Origin of the sequence: Ralstonia mannitolilytica (genome assembly GCF_905397375.1) — a bacterium.
Lineage (GTDB): Bacteria > Pseudomonadota > Gammaproteobacteria > Burkholderiales > Burkholderiaceae > Ralstonia > Ralstonia mannitolilytica.
On record NZ_CAJPVG010000012.1, the window covers coordinates 41,929 to 62,041 of the forward strand.

The following is a 20,113-nucleotide window of genomic DNA, read 5'->3' on the forward strand; positions in this document are numbered from 1 at the left end:
ACGCAAAGGAGCCGGTGCACGTGCACCGGCTTTTTTGTTGGCGCCTTTTTTGGCATGCTTCCGCCGCTGCTTCCTGACCAGTCTACCGTGCCTGCCTCCGTTCCCCCGATCACGCACTTCCAGTGCGGACGTTTCCGTTATCCGCGTGACCGGCGCCCGCTGGTCATGGGTATTCTCAATGTCACACCTGACTCGTTTTCCGACGGCGGGCAGCATGCCACGCGCGATGCAGCGCTGCGCCATGCCGAGCAGCTGATCGCCGAAGGTGTCGACATGATCGACATTGGCGGTGAATCGAGCCGCCCAGGTGCGGCGCCGCTGGCCCTCCAGGAAGAGCTGGACCGGGTGATGCCGATCGTCGAGGCGCTGCACGCGTGCGGCAAGCCGCTGTCGATCGATACGTACAAGCCGGAGGTGATGCGTGCCACGCTGGATGCCGGCGCGGACTTGATCAACGACATCTGGGGATTCCGGCGGCCGGGCGCGATCGAGGCCGTGGCAGGCACCAACGCGGGCCTATGCGTCATGCACATGCAGCGCGATCCGGAGACGATGCAGGAGGCGCCCCGTTACACGGACCTGATGAGCGAGGTCGCCGCGTTCCTGCGCGTGCAGACCGAGGCGCTGGCTGCCGCCGGCGTGGCGATGGAGCGCATCTCGCTGGACCCTGGATTTGGCTTCGGCAAGACGCCGGCCCACAATCTGACGATGCTCAACCGACTGGCGGAGTTCCAGCAGATCGGCTTGCCGCTGCTGGTCGGGCTGTCGCGTAAGTCGACCTTGGGGGCGGTGTTGGGTGGCAAGCCGCCCGCCCAACGCATCACGGCCAGTGTAGCGGCCGCGCTGCTGGCCGCGGAGCGGGGCGCCTTCATCGTCCGCGTGCACGACGTGCGACCCACCGTGGAGGCGCTCCAGACATGGTGGGCGATGCGTCACGAACGCGTCGATCCGCCGCTGGAATGACAGCGACCGCACCTCGCACGGTCGGGGTCGGGCGAACAGACGATTGTCGGAGCAGGGCCGTCGCCTTACAAACAAAACAAACACTTTAGGAGAGATTCCCCATGTCCAGGAAGTATTTCGGCACCGACGGCATTCGCGGGCGTGTCGGCGAGAGCCCAATCACGCCGGACTTCGTGCTGCGTCTCGGTTATGCCGCCGGCCGGGTGCTGGCGCATGGAGGCGAAGCCCATGGCCACGGCCGGCCCACCGTGCTGATCGGCAAGGACACGCGCTTGTCGGGCTACATGCTTGAAGCCGCCCTGGAAGCCGGTTTCACGGCCGCGGGTGTGGACGTGCTGATGAGCGGCCCGCTGCCGACGCCCGGCGTGGCGTATCTGACACGCGCACTCCGGCTGTCTGCGGGCGTGGTGATTTCAGCCTCTCACAACCCGTATCACGACAACGGCATCAAGTTCTTTTCCGCCACGGGCGACAAGCTGCCCGACGAAACCGAGGCGGAGATCGAGGCCGAGCTGGAAAAGCCGATGGAGTATGCGGCGTCGGACGCCCTAGGGCGTGCGCGCCGCATCGACGATGCCGCAGGCCGCTACATCGAGTTCTGCAAGAGCACGTTCCCGAGCGATCTGAACCTGTTCGGCATGAAGATCGTGCTCGATAGCGCGCACGGCGCGGCCTACCACATTGCGCCGCACGTCTTCCACGAGCTGGGCGCGGACGTCATTTCCATCGGCAACCAGCCGAACGGCCGCAATATCAACGACGGCTATGGCGCGACGGCGCCAGGCAAGCTCGTCGAAGCCACGCGCGAGCATGGCGCCGACATCGGCCTGGCGTTTGACGGTGACGCCGACCGCCTGCAAGTCGTCGATCGCAACGGTCGTCTCTATAACGGCGACGAGCTGCTGTACGTCATGGTGCAGGCGCGCCGGGCTGCGGGGCTGCCGGTGCCGGGCGCCGTCGGCACGCTGATGACCAACCTCGCGGTGGAACTGGCTCTGAAGGCGCAAGGCGTGGAGTTCGTCCGCGCCAAGGTGGGCGACCGCTACGTGCTTGAAGAACTGAAGAAGAACGGCTGGCTGCTCGGCGGCGAAGGCTCCGGCCACCTGCTGTGCCTGGACAAGCACAGCACCGGCGACGGCATCATTTCGGCGCTGCAGGTGCTTGCGGCATTGCGCCGCAGCGGCCAATCGCTGGACGAGATGCTCGACGGCGTTCGTCTCTTCCCGCAAAAGCTGATCAATGTCCGGGTGGAGAAGGGCTTCGACTGGCGGGCCCACGCCGGCCTGCAGGCCGCGCTGAAGGCGAGCGAGGCCGAGCTCAACGGCAAGGGCCGCGTGTTGATCCGTCCCTCCGGCACCGAACCCGTAGTGCGTGTGATGGTGGAGGCGCAAGATGCCGATATGGCCAGCCAGCACGCCGAACGGCTGGCTGCCACGTTCCGCTGACGCACTTTCCTGCCTCACCACAAAAGCGACCTACGGGTCGCTTTTTTCGTGCGCGCGCGTCCACTTTCACGTACGCACCGTGAGCTGTGAGAAGTTTTCGTGTTGTCACAGAACTGTCATTTGGGCGGCCTAAAGTTCGGATGTCAAAAATTTGTCATCGCTCAACCGCTCCTCTGGAGGACACATGAAACTGGTCAAAACCGCGATCGCGGGCGTGGCTTCGCTGGCTTTCGTTGGTGTTGCGTTCGCTGCCGACATCACCGGCGCTGGCGCGACGTTCCCTGCTCCCGTCTACAGCAAGTGGGCCGATGCCTATCAGAAGGCGACGGGCACGAAGGTGAACTACCAAGCCATCGGCTCGGGCGGCGGCATCAAGCAAATCACCGCCAAGACCGTGGATTTCGGTGCGTCGGACATGCCGCTCAAGGACGCTGACCTGAACAAGGATGGCCTGCTGCAGTTCCCGACCGTGATCGGCGGCGTGGTGCCCGTGATCAACCTACCTGGCGTGAAGGCTGGCGAGCTGATGCTGACCGGTGAAGTGCTGGGCAAGATTTACCTGGGCGAGATCAAGAAGTGGAATGATCCGGCCATCGCCAAGCTGAACCCCAAGGCCAAGCTGCCGGATCAGGACATCCTGGTGGTGCGCCGTGCAGATGCTTCGGGCACGTCGTTCATCTTCACGAACTACCTCTCGAAGGTGAACGCCGAGTGGAAGAGCAAGGTGGGCGAAGGCACGACCGTGAACTGGCCGACCGGCACGGGCGGCAAGGGTAACGAAGGCGTGGCGGCGTTCGTGCAGCGCCTGGGTGGCGCGATCGGCTACGTCGAATACGCCTACGCCAAGCAGAACCACATGACCCACGTGAACCTGCAGAACGCCTCGGGCGCCGTGGTGCAACCGACCGCCGAAGCCTTCAAGGCTGCAGCAGCAGGCGCCGAGTGGAACAAGTCGTTCTACCAGATCCTGACGAACCAGCCCGGCAAGGACGCATGGCCGATCGCCGGCGCAACCTTCATCCTGCTGCACAAGACGCAGGACAAGCCGGCGCAAGGCGCGGAAGTGATGAAGTTCTTCGACTGGGCCTACAAGGGTGGCGACGACGCTGCCAAGGCGCTGGACTACGTGCCGCTGCCGGATTCGGTCAAGAACCAGATCCGCACGACCTGGAAGTCGAACGTGAAGGACGCGTCGGGCAAGGCGGTCTACTGAACGTTGCCCCGGCATCGCACGCGATGCGTGCAAGGTGCGGGCGGCGGTGCAAAGACGGCCGCCCGCGCCAATTCAACAGCTTCACTCACGGCTGACCGGTTCCCACAATGGCCACGCTCTCTGATTCTTCTACCGCTTCCAGCATGCGCGCCCCGAGCCGCATCGGCGATCTGCTGTTCGGCGGCCTGACCCGCCTTGCCGCCATCGTCACGCTCCTGTTGCTGGGCGGCATCATCGTCTCGCTGATCGTCAGCGCCTGGCCGTCGATCCAGAAGTTTGGTCTGTCGTTCCTGTGGAATTCGGAGTGGGATCCGCCCGCCGACATCTACGGCGCGCTGGTGCCGATCTACGGCACGCTGGTCACGTCGCTGATTGCGCTGATCATCGCCGTGCCCGTGAGCTTCGGTATCGCGCTGTTCCTGACCGAGCTGTCTCCGGCGTGGCTGCGCCGGCCGCTCGGTACTGCCATCGAACTGCTGGCCGCCGTGCCGTCCATCGTCTACGGCATGTGGGGCCTGCTCGTATTTGCGCCGATCTTCGGCGAGTACTTTCAAAAGCCGCTGGCGGCGACGGTCGGCAAGGTTCCATTCATCGGTGCGTTGTTCCACGGTGCGCCGATCGGCATCGGCCTGCTGTGCGCCGGCGTGATCCTGGCGATCATGATCATCCCGTACATCTCGGCCGTCATGCGCGACGTGTTCGAGATCACGCCGACGCTGCTCAAGGAATCGGCCTACGGGGTGGGTTGCACGACCTGGGAAGTCATGTGGAACGTGGTGCTGCCGTACACGAAGGCCGGTGTGATCGGCGGCGTGATGCTGGGTCTGGGGCGTGCGCTGGGCGAAACCATGGCCGTGACGTTCGTGATCGGCAACACCAACCTGCTGGATAACGTCTCGCTGTTTTCGCCGGGCAACAGCATCACGTCGGCGCTGGCCAACGAGTTTGCGGAAGCGGGGCAGGGCCTGCACACGGCGGCGCTGATGGAGCTCGGCCTGATCCTCTTCGTCATCACGTTCTTCGTGCTGGCGGCGTCCAAGGTCTTGCTGCTGCGCCTGCAGAAGGGCGAGGGCCGCAAGTGAACCAACGCGATCTGCCTCAGGTGCCGACTCCAGCCATGAGACCGAATACCATGCGTACCCCTTCCATCCCTGCCGTCCGCGCCGACTCCGAGAAGATCAAGTCGCGCCTGCAGGCCCGCCGCCGCAACGTCAATCGTGTGGCGCTCACGCTGTCGCTTGCGGCCATGGCCTTCGGCCTGGTGTGGCTCGCCTGGATTCTGTGGACCACGCTGTCGCTGGGCGTGGGTGGTCTGTCGCTGTCGCTCTTTACCGAGATGACGCCGCCGCCCAATACGCCCGGAGGCGGTCTCGCCAACGCCATCGCCGGTTCGTTCCTGCTGGTGGGCCTGGCAACGCTGATCGGCACGCCGCTGGGCATCCTGGCCGGCATCTATCTGGCCGAGTATGGCAAGGGTTCGCCGCTGGCCAGCTGCACTCGCTTCATCAACGACATTCTGCTGTCGGCGCCGTCCATCGTGATCGGCCTGTTCGTGTACGCACTGGTGGTAGCGCGTGTGCAGCACTTCTCGGGGATCGCCGGCGTGATCGCTCTGGCGCTGCTGCAGATTCCGATCGTGGTGCGCACCACGGAAAACATGCTCAACCTGGTGCCGAATGCCATGCGTGAAGCCGCGATGGCGCTCGGTACGCCCAAGTGGAAGATGGTGTTGTCGATCACGCTCAAGGCGTCGTATGCCGGCGTGATTACCGGCGTGCTGCTCGCGATCGCCCGTATTGCCGGCGAGACCGCGCCGCTGCTCTTCACCGCGCTGAACAACCAGTTCTGGAGCCTGGATCTGAACCAGCCCGTGGCGACGATGCCGGTGGTGATCTTCCGCTTTGCGATGAGCCCGTTCCCCGAGTGGCAGCAATTGGCCTGGGCCGGGGTGTTCCTGATTACGCTGGGTGTGCTGGGGCTGAACGTCCTCGCGCGTGCCTTGTTCACCAAGAAATGACCATGACTGCTACGTCCCTTGAAGTGCGCGCGCAAAGCCCGAAGATCGATGTGCGCGACCTGAACTTCTACTACGGCAAGTTCCACGCGCTGAAGAACATCTCGCTGCAGATTCCAGAGAAGCAGGTGACGGCCTTCATCGGCCCGTCGGGCTGCGGGAAGTCCACGCTGCTGCGCACGTTCAACAAGATGTATGCGCTGTATCCGGAGCAGCGTGCCGAAGGCGAGATCAACATGGACGGCGAGAACCTGCTGACCTCGCGCATGGACATCGCCCTGCTGCGTGCCAAGGTCGGCATGGTGTTCCAGAAACCGACGCCGTTCCCGATGTCGATCTACGACAACATCGCCTTCGGCGTGAAGCTGTTCGAGCGCCTGTCGCGCTCCGAGATGGACGACCGCGTGGAATGGGCGCTGACCAAGGCCGCGCTGTGGAACGAAGTGAAGGACAAGCTCAACCAGTCCGGTTATGGCCTGTCGGGCGGCCAGCAGCAGCGGCTGTGCATCGCGCGCGGCATTGCCATCCGCCCCGAAGTGCTGCTGCTGGATGAGCCATGCTCGGCGCTGGACCCGATCTCCACGGGCAAGATCGAAGAGCTGATCGCCGAGCTGAAGGATGACTACACGGTCGTCATCGTCACGCATAACATGCAACAGGCTGCCCGTTGCTCCGACTACACGGCGTACATGTACCTGGGCGAGCTGATCGAATTCGGCGAGACCGAGAAGATCTTCATCAAGCCCCAGCGCAAGGAAACGGAAGACTACATCACCGGCCGTTTTGGCTGATCCGGAGAACACGATGTCCGACAAACATCTGTCGACGCAATTCGATACCGACCTGACCTCCATCAGCACGAAGGTGCTGCAGATGGGCGGCCTGGTCGAAGCGCAGATCGCGCGTGCCATGCGTGCGCTCGCGAATTTCGACACGGCCATGTGCGACCAGGTGCTGGCCGTGGAGCTGGAGATCAACGCGCTCGAGATCGAGATCGACGGCGACTGCAACAACATCATCGCCCGCCGTCAGCCGACCGCACGCGACCTGCGCCTGGTGATGGCCATCTCCAAGACCATCACCAACCTCGAGCGCGCCGGCGACGAAGCCGAGAAGATCGCCAAGCGCACCAAGCGCATCATGCAGGACCCGTCGGCACACGCGCTGAACTACGCCGGCGTGGAGCGCTCGGGCGAAATGGCGGCGACGATCCTGCGTCACGCGCTGGATGCCTTCGCGCGGCTGGATACGGCGGCTGCGGTGTCGATCCTGCAGGAAGACAAGGCGATCGACGAGGAATTCCGGGGCTTCATGCGCGAACTCATCACGTACATGATGGAGAACCCGCGCACGATCTCGGTGGCGCTGGATCTGCTGTTCATTGCCAAGGCTATCGAGCGCATCGGCGATCATGCCAAGAACATCGCCGAGTTTATTATTTACATCGTCAAGGGAACCGACGTCCGTCACGCCTCGCGCGAAGCGCTGCAGCGCGAGATCCTGGGCGAGGGCGAATAAAAGGCAGGATTGGAGACGTGAGTATGCCGAGCAGTATTCTGGTCGTGGAAGATGAGCCGGCAATCGCTGAGCTGATTGCCGTGAACCTGCAGCACGCAGGGCATTACCCGATCCGCGCGTATAACGCTGAACAGGCACTGTCGCTGATGAGCGACGTGCTGCCCGACCTCGTCCTGCTCGACTGGATGCTGCCGGGCAAGTCGGGCGTGATGTTCGCCAAGGAGCTGCGCGCCAACGAACGCACGCGGCAGATCCCGATCATCATGCTGACCGCGCGCAGCGAAGAGCAGGACAAGATCATGGGGCTGGACAGCGGCGCGGACGATTACGTGACCAAGCCGTTCTCTCCCAAGGAACTGCTGGCCCGCATCAAGGCCGTGCTGCGCCGCCGCGCGCCGCAGCTGACCGACGACGTGGTCGCCATCAACGGCCTGAAGCTGGATCCGGCCACGCACCGTGTCACGGCCACGCAGCCGGAATCGGAGAATCCGATCAAGCTCGACCTGGGGCCGACGGAATTCCGCCTGCTGCATTTCCTGATGACGCACCCCGAGCGCGTGCACAGCCGCTCGCAGTTGCTCGACCAGGTGTGGGGCGACCACGTGTTCGTGGAAGAACGCACGGTCGACGTGCACATCAAGCGCCTGCGCGCGGCACTCGCGCCCGGCGGTTACAGCAACATGATCGAAACCGTGCGCGGCAGCGGATATCGCCTGGCCCGCAATCCGGGGCAGTAACACCGTCACCCGACCGGATACGCGAGCAGGTTGCCTGGTCGCGTATTCACGCGATCTTCGCGGTCCAGCGCTTAGAATGCCTTCATGAACGTCTTCTGGACCCGCTTTGCCGTCTTTGCCGCGTTGCTGGGCATCGCCACGGCATGTCTCTATGTCTTCGTCGGCCATGCGGTTGCACTGGCTGCGCTCAGTGCGATGCTGCTGGCGACGCTGCTGTATTACGTCTACCAGATCCAGCGGCTGTGGCGTGTGCTGGACTCGCCGGCCTATGGCGAGATCCCCAGCGCGCTGGGCCTGTGGGGCGAGGTCTACTATCGCCTGCACCGGCTGATGAAAGGCTGGCGCACGCAGGTGCTGCAGGTCGAGCAGCAGCACAGCCGCTTCATCCAGGCCATCCAGGCGTCGCCCAACGGCGTGCTGATGCTCGATGGTGAAGACCAGATCGAATGGTGCAACGCCGTGGCCGAGGAGCACTTCGGCCTGTCTGCCCGGCGTGACCTGCGCCAACGCATTACCCACCTGATCCGCCGACCGGAGTTCGTGCGCTACCTGGCGCGCGGCGAGTTCGAGGAGCCGCTCACCATGCATGACGTGGGCCCGCACAAGCAAAGCATCGTCTCTGTCCAGGTCCTGCCGTATGGCGAAGACCGCAAGCTGCTGGTGTCGCAGGACATCACCAAGCTCGAGAACACCGAGGCCATGCGCCGCGACTTCGTCGCCAACGTCTCGCATGAGCTCAAGACGCCGCTGACGGTGCTCTCGGGTTTTCTCGAAACCGTGCGCGACATTCCGCTGCCCGAAGAAGACAAGAAGCGCTACCTGGACATGATGCACGTGCAGGCCATGCGCATGCAGCATCTGGTGGAAGACCTGCTGGCTCTGGCCACGCTGGAAGGCAACTCCGAGCCGCCGGCAGTCACGCCGGTGCCGATGCAGCGGATGATGCTGCAGCTCCAGCACGACGTTGAAGCGCTATCCGCCGGCCGTCACACCATCAGCATGACATGCGACCCAGGCGTGAGCGTGTGCGGGGCGGAGCTCGAGCTGCTGTCGGCCTTCAGCAATCTGGCGTCCAATGCCGTGCGCTACACGCCGGACGGCGGTGCGATCCGCCTCGACTGGAGTGTGAAGGACGGACACGCGGTGTACTCCGTGACGGACACCGGCATCGGTATCGCACCGGAACACATCCCGCGCCTGACAGAGCGCTTCTACCGCGTCGACCGCAGCCGCTCGCGTGACACCGGTGGCACGGGGCTCGGCCTGGCCATCGTCAAGCACGTGCTCTCGCGCCATGGCGGCGAGCTGCAGGTGACGAGCGAACACGGCAAGGGCAGCACGTTCAGCGCGGTGTTCCCGCCTGAGCGGACGGTGGTGCGCACCGCGGCCATCGGCGATGAACGCGCGGCCTGATCCAACGCCTGCGAGCTTCCGGAGCGCCCCATGAAAAACGCACGCCATTGAGCGTGCGTTTTCGTTGAGGTGGACCGGCTCTCAGCCAGCGGAAATCTCCACCGGAGCACGCACGGTCGGCTCAGCCGCTGTTGCCGCCGCCACCGCCGCTGCGGTTTCGGCAGCTGCAGCGGCCTGGGGCGAGAAGTGGTTCAGCAGCTCGAGCTGACTAACACGCACGTGCTTGCCGCGCGTGCGGCGCTGCACGTAGACCCCATCGGGCTGCATCACCCATGCCGATGCGTTGTCGCGCAGATGCACCTGCAGGCTTTCCTTGATGACGCGTGCCTTGAGCTTGCGATCGAGAACGGGGAAGGCCACCTCCACGCGGCGGAACAGGTTGCGGTCCATCCAGTCGGCGCTCGAGAGGTAGACGACTTCCTCGCCGCTGGCGTGGAAGTAGTACACGCGATGGTGTTCCAGGAAGCGCCCCACGATCGAGCGCACGCTGATGTTCTCCGACAGCCCCGGCACACCGGGCTTGAGCGCACACACGCCGCGCACGATCAGGTCGATCTTCACGCCGGCACGCGAGGCCTTGTACAGCTCGTCGATGATGGTGGGCTCCAGCAGCGCATTCATCTTGCCGATGATGCGCGCACGTTTGCCTGAGCGCGCGGCTCGCGCCTCGGCGCGGATATGCTCGATCAGGTTGTCGTGCATCGTGAACGGCGAGTGCCACAGATGATGCAGCTTGACCTGCGCGCCGGTGCCGGTCAGCAGCTGGAATACGTGATGCACGTCTTCGCAGATCTGCTCATTGGCCGTCATGAGGCCAAAGTCGGTGTAGAGGCGGGCGGTCTTGGGGTGATAGTTGCCGGTGCCCAGGTGCGCATAGCGGCGCAGCTTGACGGCCTTGCCCTTGCCGGCGGCCTCGCGGCGCACCACGAGCAGCATCTTTGCGTGGCACTTGTGGCCGACCACCCCGTAGACGACATGCGCCCCCGCCGATTCGAGCTGGTCAGCCCAATTGATGTTGGTCTCTTCATCAAAGCGCGCCAGCAACTCGACGACCACGGTGACTTCCTTGCCGTTGCGCGCCGCCTTGATGAGCGCTTCCATGACCGGCGATTCATTGCCGGTGCGGTACACCGTCTGCTTGATGGCCACCACATCCGGATCGCGCGCGGCCTGCTGCAGCAGCTCGAGCACGGGCGTGAAGCTCTCGTACGGGTGGTGCAGCAGGATGTCGCCCTGGCGGATGGCGTCGAACACGCTCGAGCTGTTGGCCACCTGCTTGACGGTGGCCGGCACGTGCGGGGGATATTTCAGGATCGGCTTGTCGACCATGTCGGGCACCTGCAGCAGGCGCACCAGGTTCACGGGACCCTTGACGCGGTAGCAGTCGGCCTCGGTCAGCCCAAATTCCTGCAGCAGCCGGCGTACGAGTGCCGGCGAGGTGTCGTGGGCAAGTTCGAGGCGCACCGCGTCGCCAAAGTGCCGTGTCGATAATTCACCCTGCAGCGCTTCGCGCAAGTCGGTGATTTCGTCTTCGGACACGAACAGGTCGGAATTGCGCGTCACGCGGAACTGGTAGCAGCCGTGCACATCGATCTGCGGGAACAGCTCGTGCACGAAACCCTGCATGAACGACGACAGCAGCACGAACCCATACGGGTAACCCGACAGCTCGGGCGGCATCTGCACGAGGCGGGGCAGGGCACGCGGCGCCTGCACGATGGCGAGTTCGGCCTCGCGGCCAAAGGCGTCCTTGCCGGACAGCTCGATGATGAAGTTCAGGCTCTTGTTGAGTACCCGCGGGAACGGGTGCGCCGGGTCCAGCGCCATCGGCGTGAGGATCGGCACCAGCTCGCGCTGGAAGAAGCTGCGGCACCACGCGCGCTGCGCCTCGTTCCAGTTGGTGGTCATGTGGAAGAAGACGCCTTCCTTCTCCAGCAGTGGCAGGATCTCGTCCTGCAACATGGCATACTGTTGCGCGACCAGTTGTCGCACGCGCTCCGTGACCACGCCAAACGCCTGCTGCACCGACAGCCCGTCGGGCGTCACCGACGACGGGTTGTCGCGCATCTGCTCCTTCAACCCGGCAATGCGGATTTCAAAGAACTCATCGAGATTGCTCGATACGATGCAGATGAACTTCAGCCGCTCCATCAGCGGCACACCGGGGTCTGCCGCCTGGGCCAGCACGCGGGCGTTGAATTCCAGGATGCCCAGTTCGCGATTGAGCAGGTCGCCCGCGGGCAGAGTCGACATGTTGCGTTCAGACGGATGACGATCCAGCCACTTTTTCATAGTTAAGTGTCAAATTTGTGACACATTGGAATTGTCACGTTCGGGACACAATAAAGACATATTTTGTTGGCCGACGTTGCGAACCACAATACTCCGCGTTTCGAAGGCGCGCCTCACCCGTTCCCATTCATGAGTCCCACCCCCCGTCTGCTGGCCGCTGTCGACATGGGCTCCAACAGCTTTCGGCTGATGATCGGCCGCGTCGACGAAACGATCGGTCCCAACGGTGCCAGCAGCACCCAGATCTTTCAGGTTGACGCGCTGCGCGAGCCGGTGCGTCTGGCTGCCGGCCTGACGCAGGACAAGTACCTCGACCAGCCGGCGCGCCGGCGCGGTGTGGACGCCCTGCGCCGCTTTGGCGACCGCCTGCGCGATTTCGCGCCCGACCACGTACGTGCTGTGGCCACCAACACACTGCGCGTGGCCAAGAACGCGCAGGAATTCCTGATCGAAGCGGAGGCGGCGCTCGGCTTCCCCATTGAAGTGATTGCAGGCCGCGAAGAGGCTCGCCTGATCTATCTCGGGGCGTCGCACGATGCGCCGGCGTGCCAGGGCAACCGTCTTGTCGTCGACATCGGCGGCGGCTCGACCGAATTCATCATCGGCAACGGATACAAGCCCAGGCTGATGGAGTCGCTGTATATCGGCTGCGTGTCGCACAGCCGCCATTTCTTTCCGAATGGCAATGTCGACGAGTACGCGATGAAGCAGGCCGAGCTGGCCGCGCGCCGCGAGATCCAGGTGCTCGTGCAGCAGTACCGTACCGCGGGCTGGAACCAGGCGGTGGGCTCGTCGGGCACCGCCCGCGCACTGGCCGAGCTGATCGAGCTGAACGGCTTCAACGAGAAAAGCACCGAGCACGGCATCACGCGCGAGGGGCTGGAGCGGCTCAAGCGCGCGCTCGTGAAAGCCGAGAACACCAATCGCCTGAAGCTCAATGGCCTCAAGCCCGACCGCATTCCGGTGTTGCCGGGCGGCCTGTCGATCATGCTGGGCGTGTTTGCCGAGCTCGACATCGATCGCATGGACGTGACGGATGGCGCGCTGCGCCTGGGCGTGCTGTACGACCTGCTCGGTCGCACGCACCATGAAGACATGCGCACGGTGACGATCGAGCAGTTCATGCGCCGCTACAACGTCGATCGCGCGCAGGCGCAACGCGTGCGGGATGCGGCGACGGCGCTGCTCTCGCAGTTCCCGGATCCGCCCGACGAGCGCCGCGAAGACAACCTCGCCCTGCTGGGCTGGGCCGCGAGCCTGCACGAGATCGGCATGAGCATCTCGCACAGCGGCTACCACAAGCACTCGGCATACATCGCCAGTCATGCGGATATGCCGGGCTTTTCCAAGACCGACCAGGCACGCCTGGCGACGCTGCTGCTCGGGCATGCGGGCAAGCTGGGCAAGCTGTCGGGCGGCGGCAAGTTCCTGGATTGGCGGATGCTGTTCAGCCTGCGCCTGGCGTTCGTGCTGTGCCGCCGCCGCGGGGCGATCCAGTTGCCGGACCTGCGTGTGCGCCACAGCGAAGGCGAGCTCAACGAAGGCGGCTTCGAGGTGGAACTGCCCAAGAGCTGGATCGAGCAGAATCCACTGGTCGAATACAGCCTGGCGAAAGAGGCCGACGAATGGCAGCGCATCGGCCGCCGATACAAGGTGGTGTACGTGTAGCGCCGCGCGGTGGCAGCGGCCCAATGCAAACGGCCCGGAAGACTCCGGGCCGTTTTGCTTGTATGGGGAACGCGCCTCAGGCGCGCAGGAAATGCCGTGCGTAGCGCGGGTTGATGTCGGACAGGCGCAGCAGGGTGAGGAAATCGGCGACGTTGAAGTCCGGATCCCAAGCCGGTGCGCCGCAGATGCGTGCACCCAGGCGCAGGTACCCCTTCACCAGCGCGGGCGGCTCTACTTCAAGCGTCTGGTTCAGCTCCTCAACGGGCAGCGCCACACGCGGAAACGCGTGGTATTCGATGGGCGCGAGCGAGCCGTCTTCCACGAAGCTGCGGTACAGGCTTGCTGCAAAGTGCCCGCCATCGCCCATCGACACGCTCGCGCAGCCCAGCATCGATTCAAAGCCGTAGCGCTGCATGTATTCGCCAAGTCCCGCCCACAGCGCCATGATGACGCTGCCCGAACGGTAGTCGCGGTGCACGCACGAGCGACCCAGCTCGACCATCTTCGGGCGCAGGTGAGCCAGGCGCACGAGGTCGAACTCGGACTCCGAGTACAGGCAGCCGATCTGCTTTGCGGCGTCCGGGCGCAGCACGCGGTAGGTGCCGACCACGCGCAGCGTCTTCTGGTCACGCACGATCAGGTGGTCGCACACGGCGTCGAACATGTCGACGTCCAGCTCGGCGTGGGCCGAGGCCAGGCGGGCGCCCATCTCTTCGGCAAAGACCTTGTAGCGCAGGCGCTGCGCCTCGGTCACTTCATCCTGGTGGCGCGCCCACGAAACGGCCAGAACAGGCTTGTCACGCGTCGGAACAGCGTCCGGTGTGCGAGGAAGACCCCTCCGTGCGTTGGCTTGCCCGATATTCGCCAGGCTCAGGCTCGGCAGTGCGTCGATCAACGGCTGGGTGGGCGTCGGCAGGTCTCGCATTCATCATCCCCATGGGTGAATTTCGGGGCGATTCTAGAGACGCTGCGTGACAGATCAGCGACAAAAGGGTGTCAATCGTGACGGTTGCGTGAATTTTGCGTGGCGTTGGCGTGACAGGCACGTCGTGTCACACAAGATCGGGGTTCACCACGGCGCGCAGCACGGTCTGCGCCTCGCCTTCGCGCACGCGCCGGCATAGCCACCACACGGCCGCCTTCTTGACGCTCCAGTCCATCTCGTTGCCGGCGATGAGGAGGCTCGCCAGCCGCCCGATCCACGGTTGGTGGCCGACCAGCAGCAGATTCGTATTCGACGGCCAGTCCAGTGCGTCGAGGATGGCGCTGACGTCCGCGCCCGGCGAAAGCGCGGGCAGGGCCTGGTAGTGCTCGGTCAGCGCGCGCGCTGTCTGCTGCGTGCGCACTGCGGGGCTGGCGAGCACCAGCGTGTCTTCGGGCAGGCGAGGACGCAGCCATGCGGCCACTTTCTCGGCCTGCTTGTGGCCGCGCTTGGTGAGTTCACGCTGGAGATCGGTGCTGCGCTGGATGCGCAGCGGTGCGGCCACGTCTTCGGCTTCGGCGTGGCGCCACAGGATGAGGTTCATGAGCAGGTGTCAGGCAGTGCAGCGATGCTGTCGTTATAGCACCCGCATATGACACGGCTTGTCGTGCACGAAGCAAAACGGCTTACGCGATGAACGTAAGCCGTTTTGCTTGACTGCTTATTGTGGTCGGAGCGATAGGATTCGAACCTACGACCCTCTGATCCCAAATCAGATGCGCTACCAGGCTGCGCTACGCTCCGGAACCGGCGATTGTACCGCTTTCGCAACAATCCGGTCAAATAAAGGCCCTGGCGATCAATCCGAGCGCGACCACGCCCGCAAATGCGGCGAACCCGCGCTGCAGTGCGGGCCCGGCCAGATGGCGCGCAAAGCGCCGGCCGACAAGCATGCCGGTCAACGCACCGGCGGCAAACGGCAGCGCGACAGACCAATCGACATGCCCACCGATCGCCGCGGCAACCACGCCCCCCGTCGACACCAGCGCGATGACGGCAAGCGACGTGGCGACGATGGTCTGCATCGGCAGATCGGTCGCGCGGCGAAGCGCCGGCACGATGACGAAGCCCCCGCCCACACCCAGCAGGCCGGAAAGGAACCCGGCCCCCGCTCCGGATGCGGCGAGCGCGCGGGCACAGGGGAGCGTCCAGATGAGCCTGGCAGTCGTTTGATCGAGGTGGCAGGGCGGGGCGGCATGCCGATGCTGCGGTTCGGTATGGCCGGCGGCCTGCGCCTGACGGAACATGCGCATCGCCACATGGCCGAGGACGGCAGCAAACACGACGGTCAGCGGGGTATTCGGCACCCGGTGCGCGACCCAGAGGCCAAGCGGCGACGCCACGATGCCACATGCCGCCATCAGCGCGGCGGCCTTGTAGCGCACCTTGCCTTCGCGCAGGCCCAGCACCGCACCGAGCCCCGCTGACAGGCCGACCGCAAGCAATGCGATCGGCGCGGCCTGCTGCACGGACAGATGCAACCCGAAGATCAACAGCGGCACCGCCACAATGGCGCCGCCGGCCCCGGTCAGCGCAAGAATGAGGCCCACCACGGAACCGAGCCCCGCGCTGAGGATCCAGCCCATCTCCGACGGCGACATGCTCAGCGCCCCGCGACCGTGATGCCGCGCGGCGGTCGCCGCGGGTGCAGGCCGGCAGCCACGCCAATGCGCGCGGCGCCGCAGCCCAAGGGCGGTACAGAAGGGAGTTCGGTCAGCATGCGATCTAGTGGAGGCCGCCGGGCAATCCGGCGGGTGCATCGATGGAAGGGTGCGGCAGGCGGCCTATGTGACCGTCTTCAAGACCTTGCCGCAGTACAGGGCGGAGAGCGTCTGCATGATCTGGATGACCTCGAAGCTCGCCAGCCGGTAATAGATGTATTTGCCTTCGCGGCGCGTAGCCACGAGGCCTTCATCGCGCAACACGCCCAACTGCTGCGACAGGCTGGGCTGATGCAGCCCCACCAGCGCCTCGAGTTCGCCCACGTTGCGCTCGCCCTGGGTGAGCTGGCACAGCAACAGCAGGCGGTCTTCGTGGGCCATGGCCTTTAGTACCGCACACGCCTGCGAGGCAGACGCGCGCAGCATGGAGATGGCCGCCTCGGGCAGCGGCACAACGTCGGGTGGGGCGGTGGTCGAATCGGTCATCGGGGCGCTGCGCAGGCGAAATCTGCGCTATTGGCAGACACAATGTCTGACGATATTCTATAAAAATATAGATTGTTTGCGAAAGCCCGCCATGCACGCCCAGATCGAACCGTTCTTCGACCCCGATACCTGCACCATGAGCTACGTGGTCCACGCAGGGCCGGGCACGCAATGCGCCATCATCGATTCCGTGCTCGATTACGACCCCAAATCGGGCCGCACGCGGACGCACTCGGCCGATCGTGTGGCGGCGTTCATCGAGACGCAAGACTTGCGCGTGCAATGGCTGCTCGAGACGCACGCGCATGCCGATCATCTGTCGGCTGCGCCGTACCTGCGTGCGCGCTTTGGCGGCCGCATTGCCATTGGCGAGTCGATCCGCGTGGTGCAGGGCGTCTTCAAGCCGATCTTCAACCTCGAGCCCTCGTTCCGGCTGGATGGCTCGCAGTTCGACCACCTGTTCGCGCCGGATGAGGTCTTCCGCATTGGTGAGCTTGAAGCCAGGGCGCTGGCCGTGCCGGGCCACACGCCGGCCGACATGGCGTATCAGGTGGGCGACGCTGTCTTCGTGGGCGACACGCTGTTCATGCCGGATGTCGGCACCGCGCGCTGCGACTTTCCCGGCGGCGATGCGGGCACGCTGTATCAGTCCATCCGCCGCCTGCTGGCGCTGCCGCCCGACACGCGGCTCTACATGTGTCACGACTATCCGCCCGCCGGCCGGGAGGCGATGTGCCAGACGACGGTGGCGGAACAGCGCCGCGCCAATATCCATGTGCATGACGGCGTGACCGAGGCCGAGTTCGTGCAGATGCGCACGAAGCGCGATGCCACGCTTTCCATGCCGACCCTGATGTTGCCCTCCATTCAGGTCAACATCCGCGCGGGCGCGCTGCCGCCTGCCGAACCGAACGGCGTGCAGTACCTCAAGATCCCGCTCAACGCGCTGTAGCGCTCACGGCGCCCGGAGCGCCGAGCGCGCCGCGGCCATCACTTCGCGGCTCAGCCCATCGAGCAATGTGGAAGCCGCCCGCGCGTATTGCCAGTGCAGCGGTACATCCAGCGGGGTATCGGGCACCAGCTCGACCAGCGCGCCGTCTTCAAGATGCGAGGCAATGAGCGCCTCTGGATGCATGCCCCATCCCATGCCAGCCAGCGCGGCCGCCACAAATGCCTGCGACGAAGGCAGCGTGTGGCGCGGCAGCTCGACATGCCGATGGCAAAGGCGCCGTGCCCAGCGCGTCTGCAGTTCGTCCTTGGTATTGAAGACGAGGCTTGGCGCCTTGGCGAGGGTGCCGGCGCCCACGCCGTCGGGGAAGTGCCGTTGCATGAACGCGGGGCTTGCTGCGGCCAGGTAGCGCATGGAGCCGAGCGGACGGCTGTTGCAGCCCGCGGCCGGGCGTGCCGTCGCCGTGACGGCCGCCAGTACCGCGCCGCTGCGCAGCCATTCGGTCGTGTGGTCCTGGTCATCGACCGCCACATCCATCAGCACCGGATGCGCTGCCGCAAAACCGGCAATGGCCGGGGCCAGCCATGTGGCGAGGCTGTCTGCATTGACAGCAATGGGCAGCGCCACACGTGCCTGGCCTTCAGGGGCCAGGGTGGGCAGCGCTTCGTGCAGCTCCTGTTCGAGCAGCCGTACGCGATCGACGTGCTGACACAGGCGCCGGCCCGTTTCGGTGGCGCGGCAAGGTTGATCGCGCACTACCAGCGCGCAGCCAACGCGCTCTTCGAGCAGCCGGATGCGCTGCGACACGGCCGAAGGCGTGACATGCAGCGCCCGCGCCGCGCGCTCGAAGCTGCCTTCGCGGATGACGGCGGCCAGCGCGGCCAAGGCGGAGTAATCGAGCATGGGAATTAGCAAAACTGAATCCGGTAAAGAAAATATAGTTTGTCTTCATCGCAACGTGCCGGCAAGCTGCACGCATGACGACCGCACTTTCCTCGGCTCCGCCGATGTTTTCCGTGTTTCTGCAGGGCCTCGCACTGAGCCTCGGGCTGATTGTCGCCATTGGCGCCCAGAACGCTTTCGTGCTGCGCCAGGGGCTTCGACGCGAGCACGTCGGCAGCGTGGTGCTGTTCTGTGCGATGGCCGATGCGCTGCTGATTTCAGCCGGCGTGCTCGGCATGGCGCATGCCCTGGGGGAGCGTCCAGCGCTGGCGAGAGGGCTGGCGGTGGCGGGCGCCGCCTTCCTGCTGCTCTACGGCGTGCAGGCGCTGCGGCGCGCACGGCATCCGCACCAGCTGAGCGCGGCGGCGGGCGGCGAGGGTATGAGCCGGGTCGCGGCGCTTGCGCAGGCGGCGGCCTTCACGCTGCTCAATCCGCACGTCTATCTCGACACGGTCCTGCTGGTCGGCAGCATTGGCGCGCAGCAGGCGGCCGGATTGCGCGGGTGGTTTGTGGCGGGCGCAAGCTCGGCCAGCCTCTTCTGGTTTACGGGGCTGGGGTTTGGTGCGCGATGGCTGGCACCGTGGTTTGCGCGGCCAGGGGCGTGGCGCGTGCTGGACGGCCTGATCGGCGTGACGATGCTCGTGCTGGCAGCGCTGCTGCTGCGTCACGCCGTGGCCGGGCTCTGATCGGCCCTCCATTGGCCGCCGAAGAGGCGGCCGACCGATGCGCCCGTGCCGTCACCGTAAGGCCGAGAGGCACCCCCTGCGGGCCGGCGTGCGCATGACGCCGAGCGACTTCAACAACGCATGTCCCTGAACCGTGACGCGCGGCTCGCTCAACCCCGAGTCCATCGGCTCGAGCGTAATGAGCTGATGTGCGAGCAGCGCCTCGATGTCGGCCATGTCGAGATCGCGGGGTTTGGACTCCTCGCACACCAGGACCAGCGCCGCAATTTCATGGGGGCTCAACATGGTTGTCTCCTGTGCTCCTTTCTCTTTATTGGATGGCCGGCCGCACCATGCGCGACGCGTTTGTACAACCTGCGCGTAACGGCTACCGGCTTCACGCCTCGGCTGCATGGCCGCCACAGTGCCGCAACCGGCGGTTATGCGGCCTGCCACGCGCTTCACGTCGGCCTGGCGCGTGGCACCGTGCCCCGGGCGCGTGCGGTCACGCAATTGGCGTTCCCGCTGGCCGTGCATGAAGCGTTCGAATGGGTACGGCCCGTGCTGGGTGATCAGTGTTCCATCGGCGTAACGCGCCGGCGCCCTTGGGGCAACCGGTCATCCAGTCGGCGCATGAGGAGATTCCATGAGAGTTCGAGAAGCGATGACGCAGGACGTCAAGCTCGTCAATCCGGATCAGACCATTCAGGACGCCGCGCGGCTGATGTCCGAATGCGACATCGGTGCGCTGCCGGTCGGGCAGGGTGACCGGCTCGTCGGCATGCTGACGGATCGCGACATTGCCGTACGCGCGGTAGCGGAAGGGCGCGGGCCCGACACCCGGATCGGCGATGTGATGTCGCAGGAAGTGATGTACTGCTACGACGACGAAGACCTCGACCACGTCACGCACAACATGGGCAACATCCAGGTGCGGCGCCTGCCCGTGGTGAGCCGCGACAAGCGCCTGGTGGGCATCGTCTCCATCGGCGACATCGCGGGCTGCGGCAATCCGAAGAAGACGGGCCAGGCCGTGAGCGGCATTTCCACGCCCGGTGGCAGCCACTCGCAGACCGCGCACTGACGCGTAACTGCTTCAGCAGCGGGTAAGTTCTGAACGGACGCCTGTCGCCTTAACGACGCGCCGGGTCTCTTGTAGATTCGT

The 20,113-nt window shown here is 65.0% G+C and carries 20 protein-coding genes and 1 tRNA gene; 13 read left to right on the forward strand and 8 right to left on the reverse strand.

Annotated elements, in window-relative coordinates; translation table 11 throughout:
- Positions 1-54: 54 nt before the first annotated feature.
- From folP to phoR, 9 genes are all read left to right on the forward strand, one after another.
- Complete coding sequence (gene folP, locus KHN96_RS19085; protein ID WP_147282530.1) at positions 55-963, forward strand: dihydropteroate synthase; 909 nt, start codon at positions 55-57, stop codon at positions 961-963.
- A 101-nt stretch (positions 964-1,064) separates the two neighbouring features.
- A complete protein-coding gene (glmM, locus tag KHN96_RS19090; protein WP_062738434.1) occupies positions 1,065-2,408 on the forward strand; it encodes a phosphoglucosamine mutase in 1,344 nt (447 codons plus the stop codon).
- A 184-nt stretch (positions 2,409-2,592) separates the two neighbouring features.
- Positions 2,593-3,621, forward strand: coding sequence for a phosphate ABC transporter substrate-binding protein PstS (pstS, locus tag KHN96_RS19095; protein ID WP_045787092.1), 1,029 nt, complete (start codon positions 2,593-2,595; stop codon positions 3,619-3,621).
- 107 nt (positions 3,622-3,728) lie between these two features.
- A complete protein-coding gene (gene pstC / locus KHN96_RS19100) occupies positions 3,729-4,703 on the forward strand; it encodes a phosphate ABC transporter permease PstC (RefSeq protein WP_045787091.1) in 975 nt (324 codons plus the stop codon).
- Positions 4,704-4,753: 50 nt separating this feature from the next.
- Positions 4,754-5,638: a phosphate ABC transporter permease PstA gene (gene pstA / locus KHN96_RS19105; protein WP_045787090.1), complete on the forward strand. Its 885-nt coding sequence runs from the start codon at positions 4,754-4,756 to the stop codon at positions 5,636-5,638.
- Positions 5,635-6,426 (forward strand): phosphate ABC transporter ATP-binding protein PstB, encoded by a 792-nt coding sequence (gene pstB / locus KHN96_RS19110; protein ID WP_045787089.1) that lies wholly within the window; start codon positions 5,635-5,637, stop codon positions 6,424-6,426. The genes pstA and pstB overlap by 4 nt, the downstream gene beginning before the upstream one ends.
- A gap of 13 nt (positions 6,427-6,439) precedes the next feature.
- Positions 6,440-7,153, forward strand: coding sequence for a phosphate signaling complex protein PhoU (gene phoU / locus KHN96_RS19115; protein WP_045787088.1), 714 nt, complete (start codon positions 6,440-6,442; stop codon positions 7,151-7,153).
- Between the two features lie 23 nt (positions 7,154-7,176).
- A complete protein-coding gene (gene phoB / locus KHN96_RS19120; protein ID WP_045787087.1) occupies positions 7,177-7,890 on the forward strand; it encodes a phosphate regulon transcriptional regulator PhoB in 714 nt (237 codons plus the stop codon).
- Positions 7,891-7,974: 84 nt separating this feature from the next.
- Positions 7,975-9,303: a phosphate regulon sensor histidine kinase PhoR gene (gene phoR / locus KHN96_RS19125; RefSeq protein WP_062738435.1), complete on the forward strand. Its 1,329-nt coding sequence runs from the start codon at positions 7,975-7,977 to the stop codon at positions 9,301-9,303.
- An 81-nt stretch (positions 9,304-9,384) separates the two neighbouring features.
- Here the strand turns inward: phoR and ppk1 are convergent, their stop codons facing one another.
- Positions 9,385-11,556, reverse strand: a complete 2,172-nt coding sequence (gene ppk1 / locus KHN96_RS19130) for a polyphosphate kinase 1 (RefSeq protein ID WP_045787085.1) — start codon at positions 11,554-11,556, stop codon at positions 9,385-9,387.
- Between the two features lie 168 nt (positions 11,557-11,724).
- On the opposite strand from ppk1, the gene ppx reads away from it, so the two are divergent.
- Entirely contained in the window at positions 11,725-13,263 is a 1,539-nt protein-coding gene (gene ppx, locus KHN96_RS19135) for an exopolyphosphatase (RefSeq protein WP_062738436.1), read from the forward strand.
- Between the two features lie 76 nt (positions 13,264-13,339).
- Here ppx and KHN96_RS19140 read toward each other — a convergent pair whose 3' ends face one another.
- From KHN96_RS19140 to KHN96_RS19160, 5 genes are all read right to left on the reverse strand, one after another.
- Positions 13,340-14,188, reverse strand: coding sequence for a GNAT family N-acetyltransferase (locus tag KHN96_RS19140; RefSeq protein ID WP_045787083.1), 849 nt, complete (start codon positions 14,186-14,188; stop codon positions 13,340-13,342).
- Between the two features lie 127 nt (positions 14,189-14,315).
- Entirely contained in the window at positions 14,316-14,789 is a 474-nt protein-coding gene (gene sixA / locus KHN96_RS19145; RefSeq protein WP_062738437.1) for a phosphohistidine phosphatase SixA, read from the reverse strand.
- Between the two features lie 123 nt (positions 14,790-14,912).
- Positions 14,913-14,989 (reverse strand) — tRNA-Pro (locus KHN96_RS19150).
- Positions 14,990-15,024: 35 nt separating this feature from the next.
- Positions 15,025-15,846, reverse strand: coding sequence for a sulfite exporter TauE/SafE family protein (locus KHN96_RS19155; protein WP_045787069.1), 822 nt, complete (start codon positions 15,844-15,846; stop codon positions 15,025-15,027).
- 183 nt (positions 15,847-16,029) lie between these two features.
- A complete protein-coding gene (locus KHN96_RS19160; protein ID WP_045787068.1) occupies positions 16,030-16,392 on the reverse strand; it encodes an ArsR/SmtB family transcription factor in 363 nt (120 codons plus the stop codon).
- 91 nt (positions 16,393-16,483) lie between these two features.
- On the opposite strand from KHN96_RS19160, the gene KHN96_RS19165 reads away from it, so the two are divergent.
- On the forward strand, positions 16,484-17,344 hold the full coding sequence (locus KHN96_RS19165; RefSeq protein WP_045787067.1) for an MBL fold metallo-hydrolase: 861 nt from the start codon (positions 16,484-16,486) through the stop codon (positions 17,342-17,344).
- A 3-nt stretch (positions 17,345-17,347) separates the two neighbouring features.
- Here the strand turns inward: KHN96_RS19165 and KHN96_RS19170 are convergent, their stop codons facing one another.
- Positions 17,348-18,244, reverse strand: coding sequence for a LysR family transcriptional regulator ArgP (locus tag KHN96_RS19170; protein WP_062738438.1), 897 nt, complete (start codon positions 18,242-18,244; stop codon positions 17,348-17,350).
- A 74-nt stretch (positions 18,245-18,318) separates the two neighbouring features.
- Between KHN96_RS19170 and KHN96_RS19175 the strand changes: the two genes are divergently transcribed.
- Positions 18,319-18,969: a LysE/ArgO family amino acid transporter gene (locus KHN96_RS19175; protein ID WP_062738439.1), complete on the forward strand. Its 651-nt coding sequence runs from the start codon at positions 18,319-18,321 to the stop codon at positions 18,967-18,969.
- A 51-nt stretch (positions 18,970-19,020) separates the two neighbouring features.
- Here the strand turns inward: KHN96_RS19175 and KHN96_RS19180 are convergent, their stop codons facing one another.
- Positions 19,021-19,254, reverse strand: a complete 234-nt coding sequence (locus tag KHN96_RS19180) for a hypothetical protein (protein WP_045787064.1) — start codon at positions 19,252-19,254, stop codon at positions 19,021-19,023.
- A 340-nt stretch (positions 19,255-19,594) separates the two neighbouring features.
- Here KHN96_RS19180 and KHN96_RS19185 point away from each other — a divergent pair, with 340 nt between their 5' ends.
- Positions 19,595-20,032, forward strand: coding sequence for a CBS domain-containing protein (locus KHN96_RS19185; protein WP_045787063.1), 438 nt, complete (start codon positions 19,595-19,597; stop codon positions 20,030-20,032).
- Positions 20,033-20,113 lie beyond the last annotated feature (81 nt).

What these genes read in the sequence shown, in the direction of transcription:
- KHN96_RS19180 (WP_045787064.1), bottom strand. Translation starts at nt 19,254, where the DNA reads ATGTTGAGCCCCCATGAAATTGCGGCGCTGGTCCTGGTGTGCGAGGAG.
- sixA (WP_062738437.1), bottom strand. Translation starts at nt 14,789, where the DNA reads ATGAACCTCATCCTGTGGCGCCACGCCGAAGCCGAAGACGTGGCCGCA.
- KHN96_RS19140 (WP_045787083.1), bottom strand. Translation starts at nt 14,188, where the DNA reads ATGCGAGACCTGCCGACGCCCACCCAGCCGTTGATCGACGCACTGCCG.
- KHN96_RS19170 (WP_062738438.1), bottom strand. Translation starts at nt 18,244, where the DNA reads ATGCTCGATTACTCCGCCTTGGCCGCGCTGGCCGCCGTCATCCGCGAA.
- KHN96_RS19165 (WP_045787067.1), top strand. Translation starts at nt 16,484, where the DNA reads ATGCACGCCCAGATCGAACCGTTCTTCGACCCCGATACCTGCACCATG.
- KHN96_RS19155 (WP_045787069.1), bottom strand. Translation starts at nt 15,846, where the DNA reads ATGTCGCCGTCGGAGATGGGCTGGATCCTCAGCGCGGGGCTCGGTTCC.
- KHN96_RS19160 (WP_045787068.1), bottom strand. Translation starts at nt 16,392, where the DNA reads ATGACCGATTCGACCACCGCCCCACCCGACGTTGTGCCGCTGCCCGAG.
- pstC (WP_045787091.1), top strand. Translation starts at nt 3,729, where the DNA reads ATGGCCACGCTCTCTGATTCTTCTACCGCTTCCAGCATGCGCGCCCCG.
- pstA (WP_045787090.1), top strand. Translation starts at nt 4,754, where the DNA reads ATGCGTACCCCTTCCATCCCTGCCGTCCGCGCCGACTCCGAGAAGATC.
- ppk1 (WP_045787085.1), bottom strand. Translation starts at nt 11,556, where the DNA reads ATGTCGACTCTGCCCGCGGGCGACCTGCTCAATCGCGAACTGGGCATC.
- glmM (WP_062738434.1), top strand. Translation starts at nt 1,065, where the DNA reads ATGTCCAGGAAGTATTTCGGCACCGACGGCATTCGCGGGCGTGTCGGC.
- folP (WP_147282530.1), top strand. Translation starts at nt 55, where the DNA reads ATGCTTCCGCCGCTGCTTCCTGACCAGTCTACCGTGCCTGCCTCCGTT.
- pstB (WP_045787089.1), top strand. Translation starts at nt 5,635, where the DNA reads ATGACCATGACTGCTACGTCCCTTGAAGTGCGCGCGCAAAGCCCGAAG.
- phoB (WP_045787087.1), top strand. Translation starts at nt 7,177, where the DNA reads ATGCCGAGCAGTATTCTGGTCGTGGAAGATGAGCCGGCAATCGCTGAG.
- phoR (WP_062738435.1), top strand. Translation starts at nt 7,975, where the DNA reads ATGAACGTCTTCTGGACCCGCTTTGCCGTCTTTGCCGCGTTGCTGGGC.
- pstS (WP_045787092.1), top strand. Translation starts at nt 2,593, where the DNA reads ATGAAACTGGTCAAAACCGCGATCGCGGGCGTGGCTTCGCTGGCTTTC.
- KHN96_RS19175 (WP_062738439.1), top strand. Translation starts at nt 18,319, where the DNA reads ATGACGACCGCACTTTCCTCGGCTCCGCCGATGTTTTCCGTGTTTCTG.
- KHN96_RS19185 (WP_045787063.1), top strand. Translation starts at nt 19,595, where the DNA reads ATGAGAGTTCGAGAAGCGATGACGCAGGACGTCAAGCTCGTCAATCCG.
- phoU (WP_045787088.1), top strand. Translation starts at nt 6,440, where the DNA reads ATGTCCGACAAACATCTGTCGACGCAATTCGATACCGACCTGACCTCC.
- ppx (WP_062738436.1), top strand. Translation starts at nt 11,725, where the DNA reads ATGAGTCCCACCCCCCGTCTGCTGGCCGCTGTCGACATGGGCTCCAAC.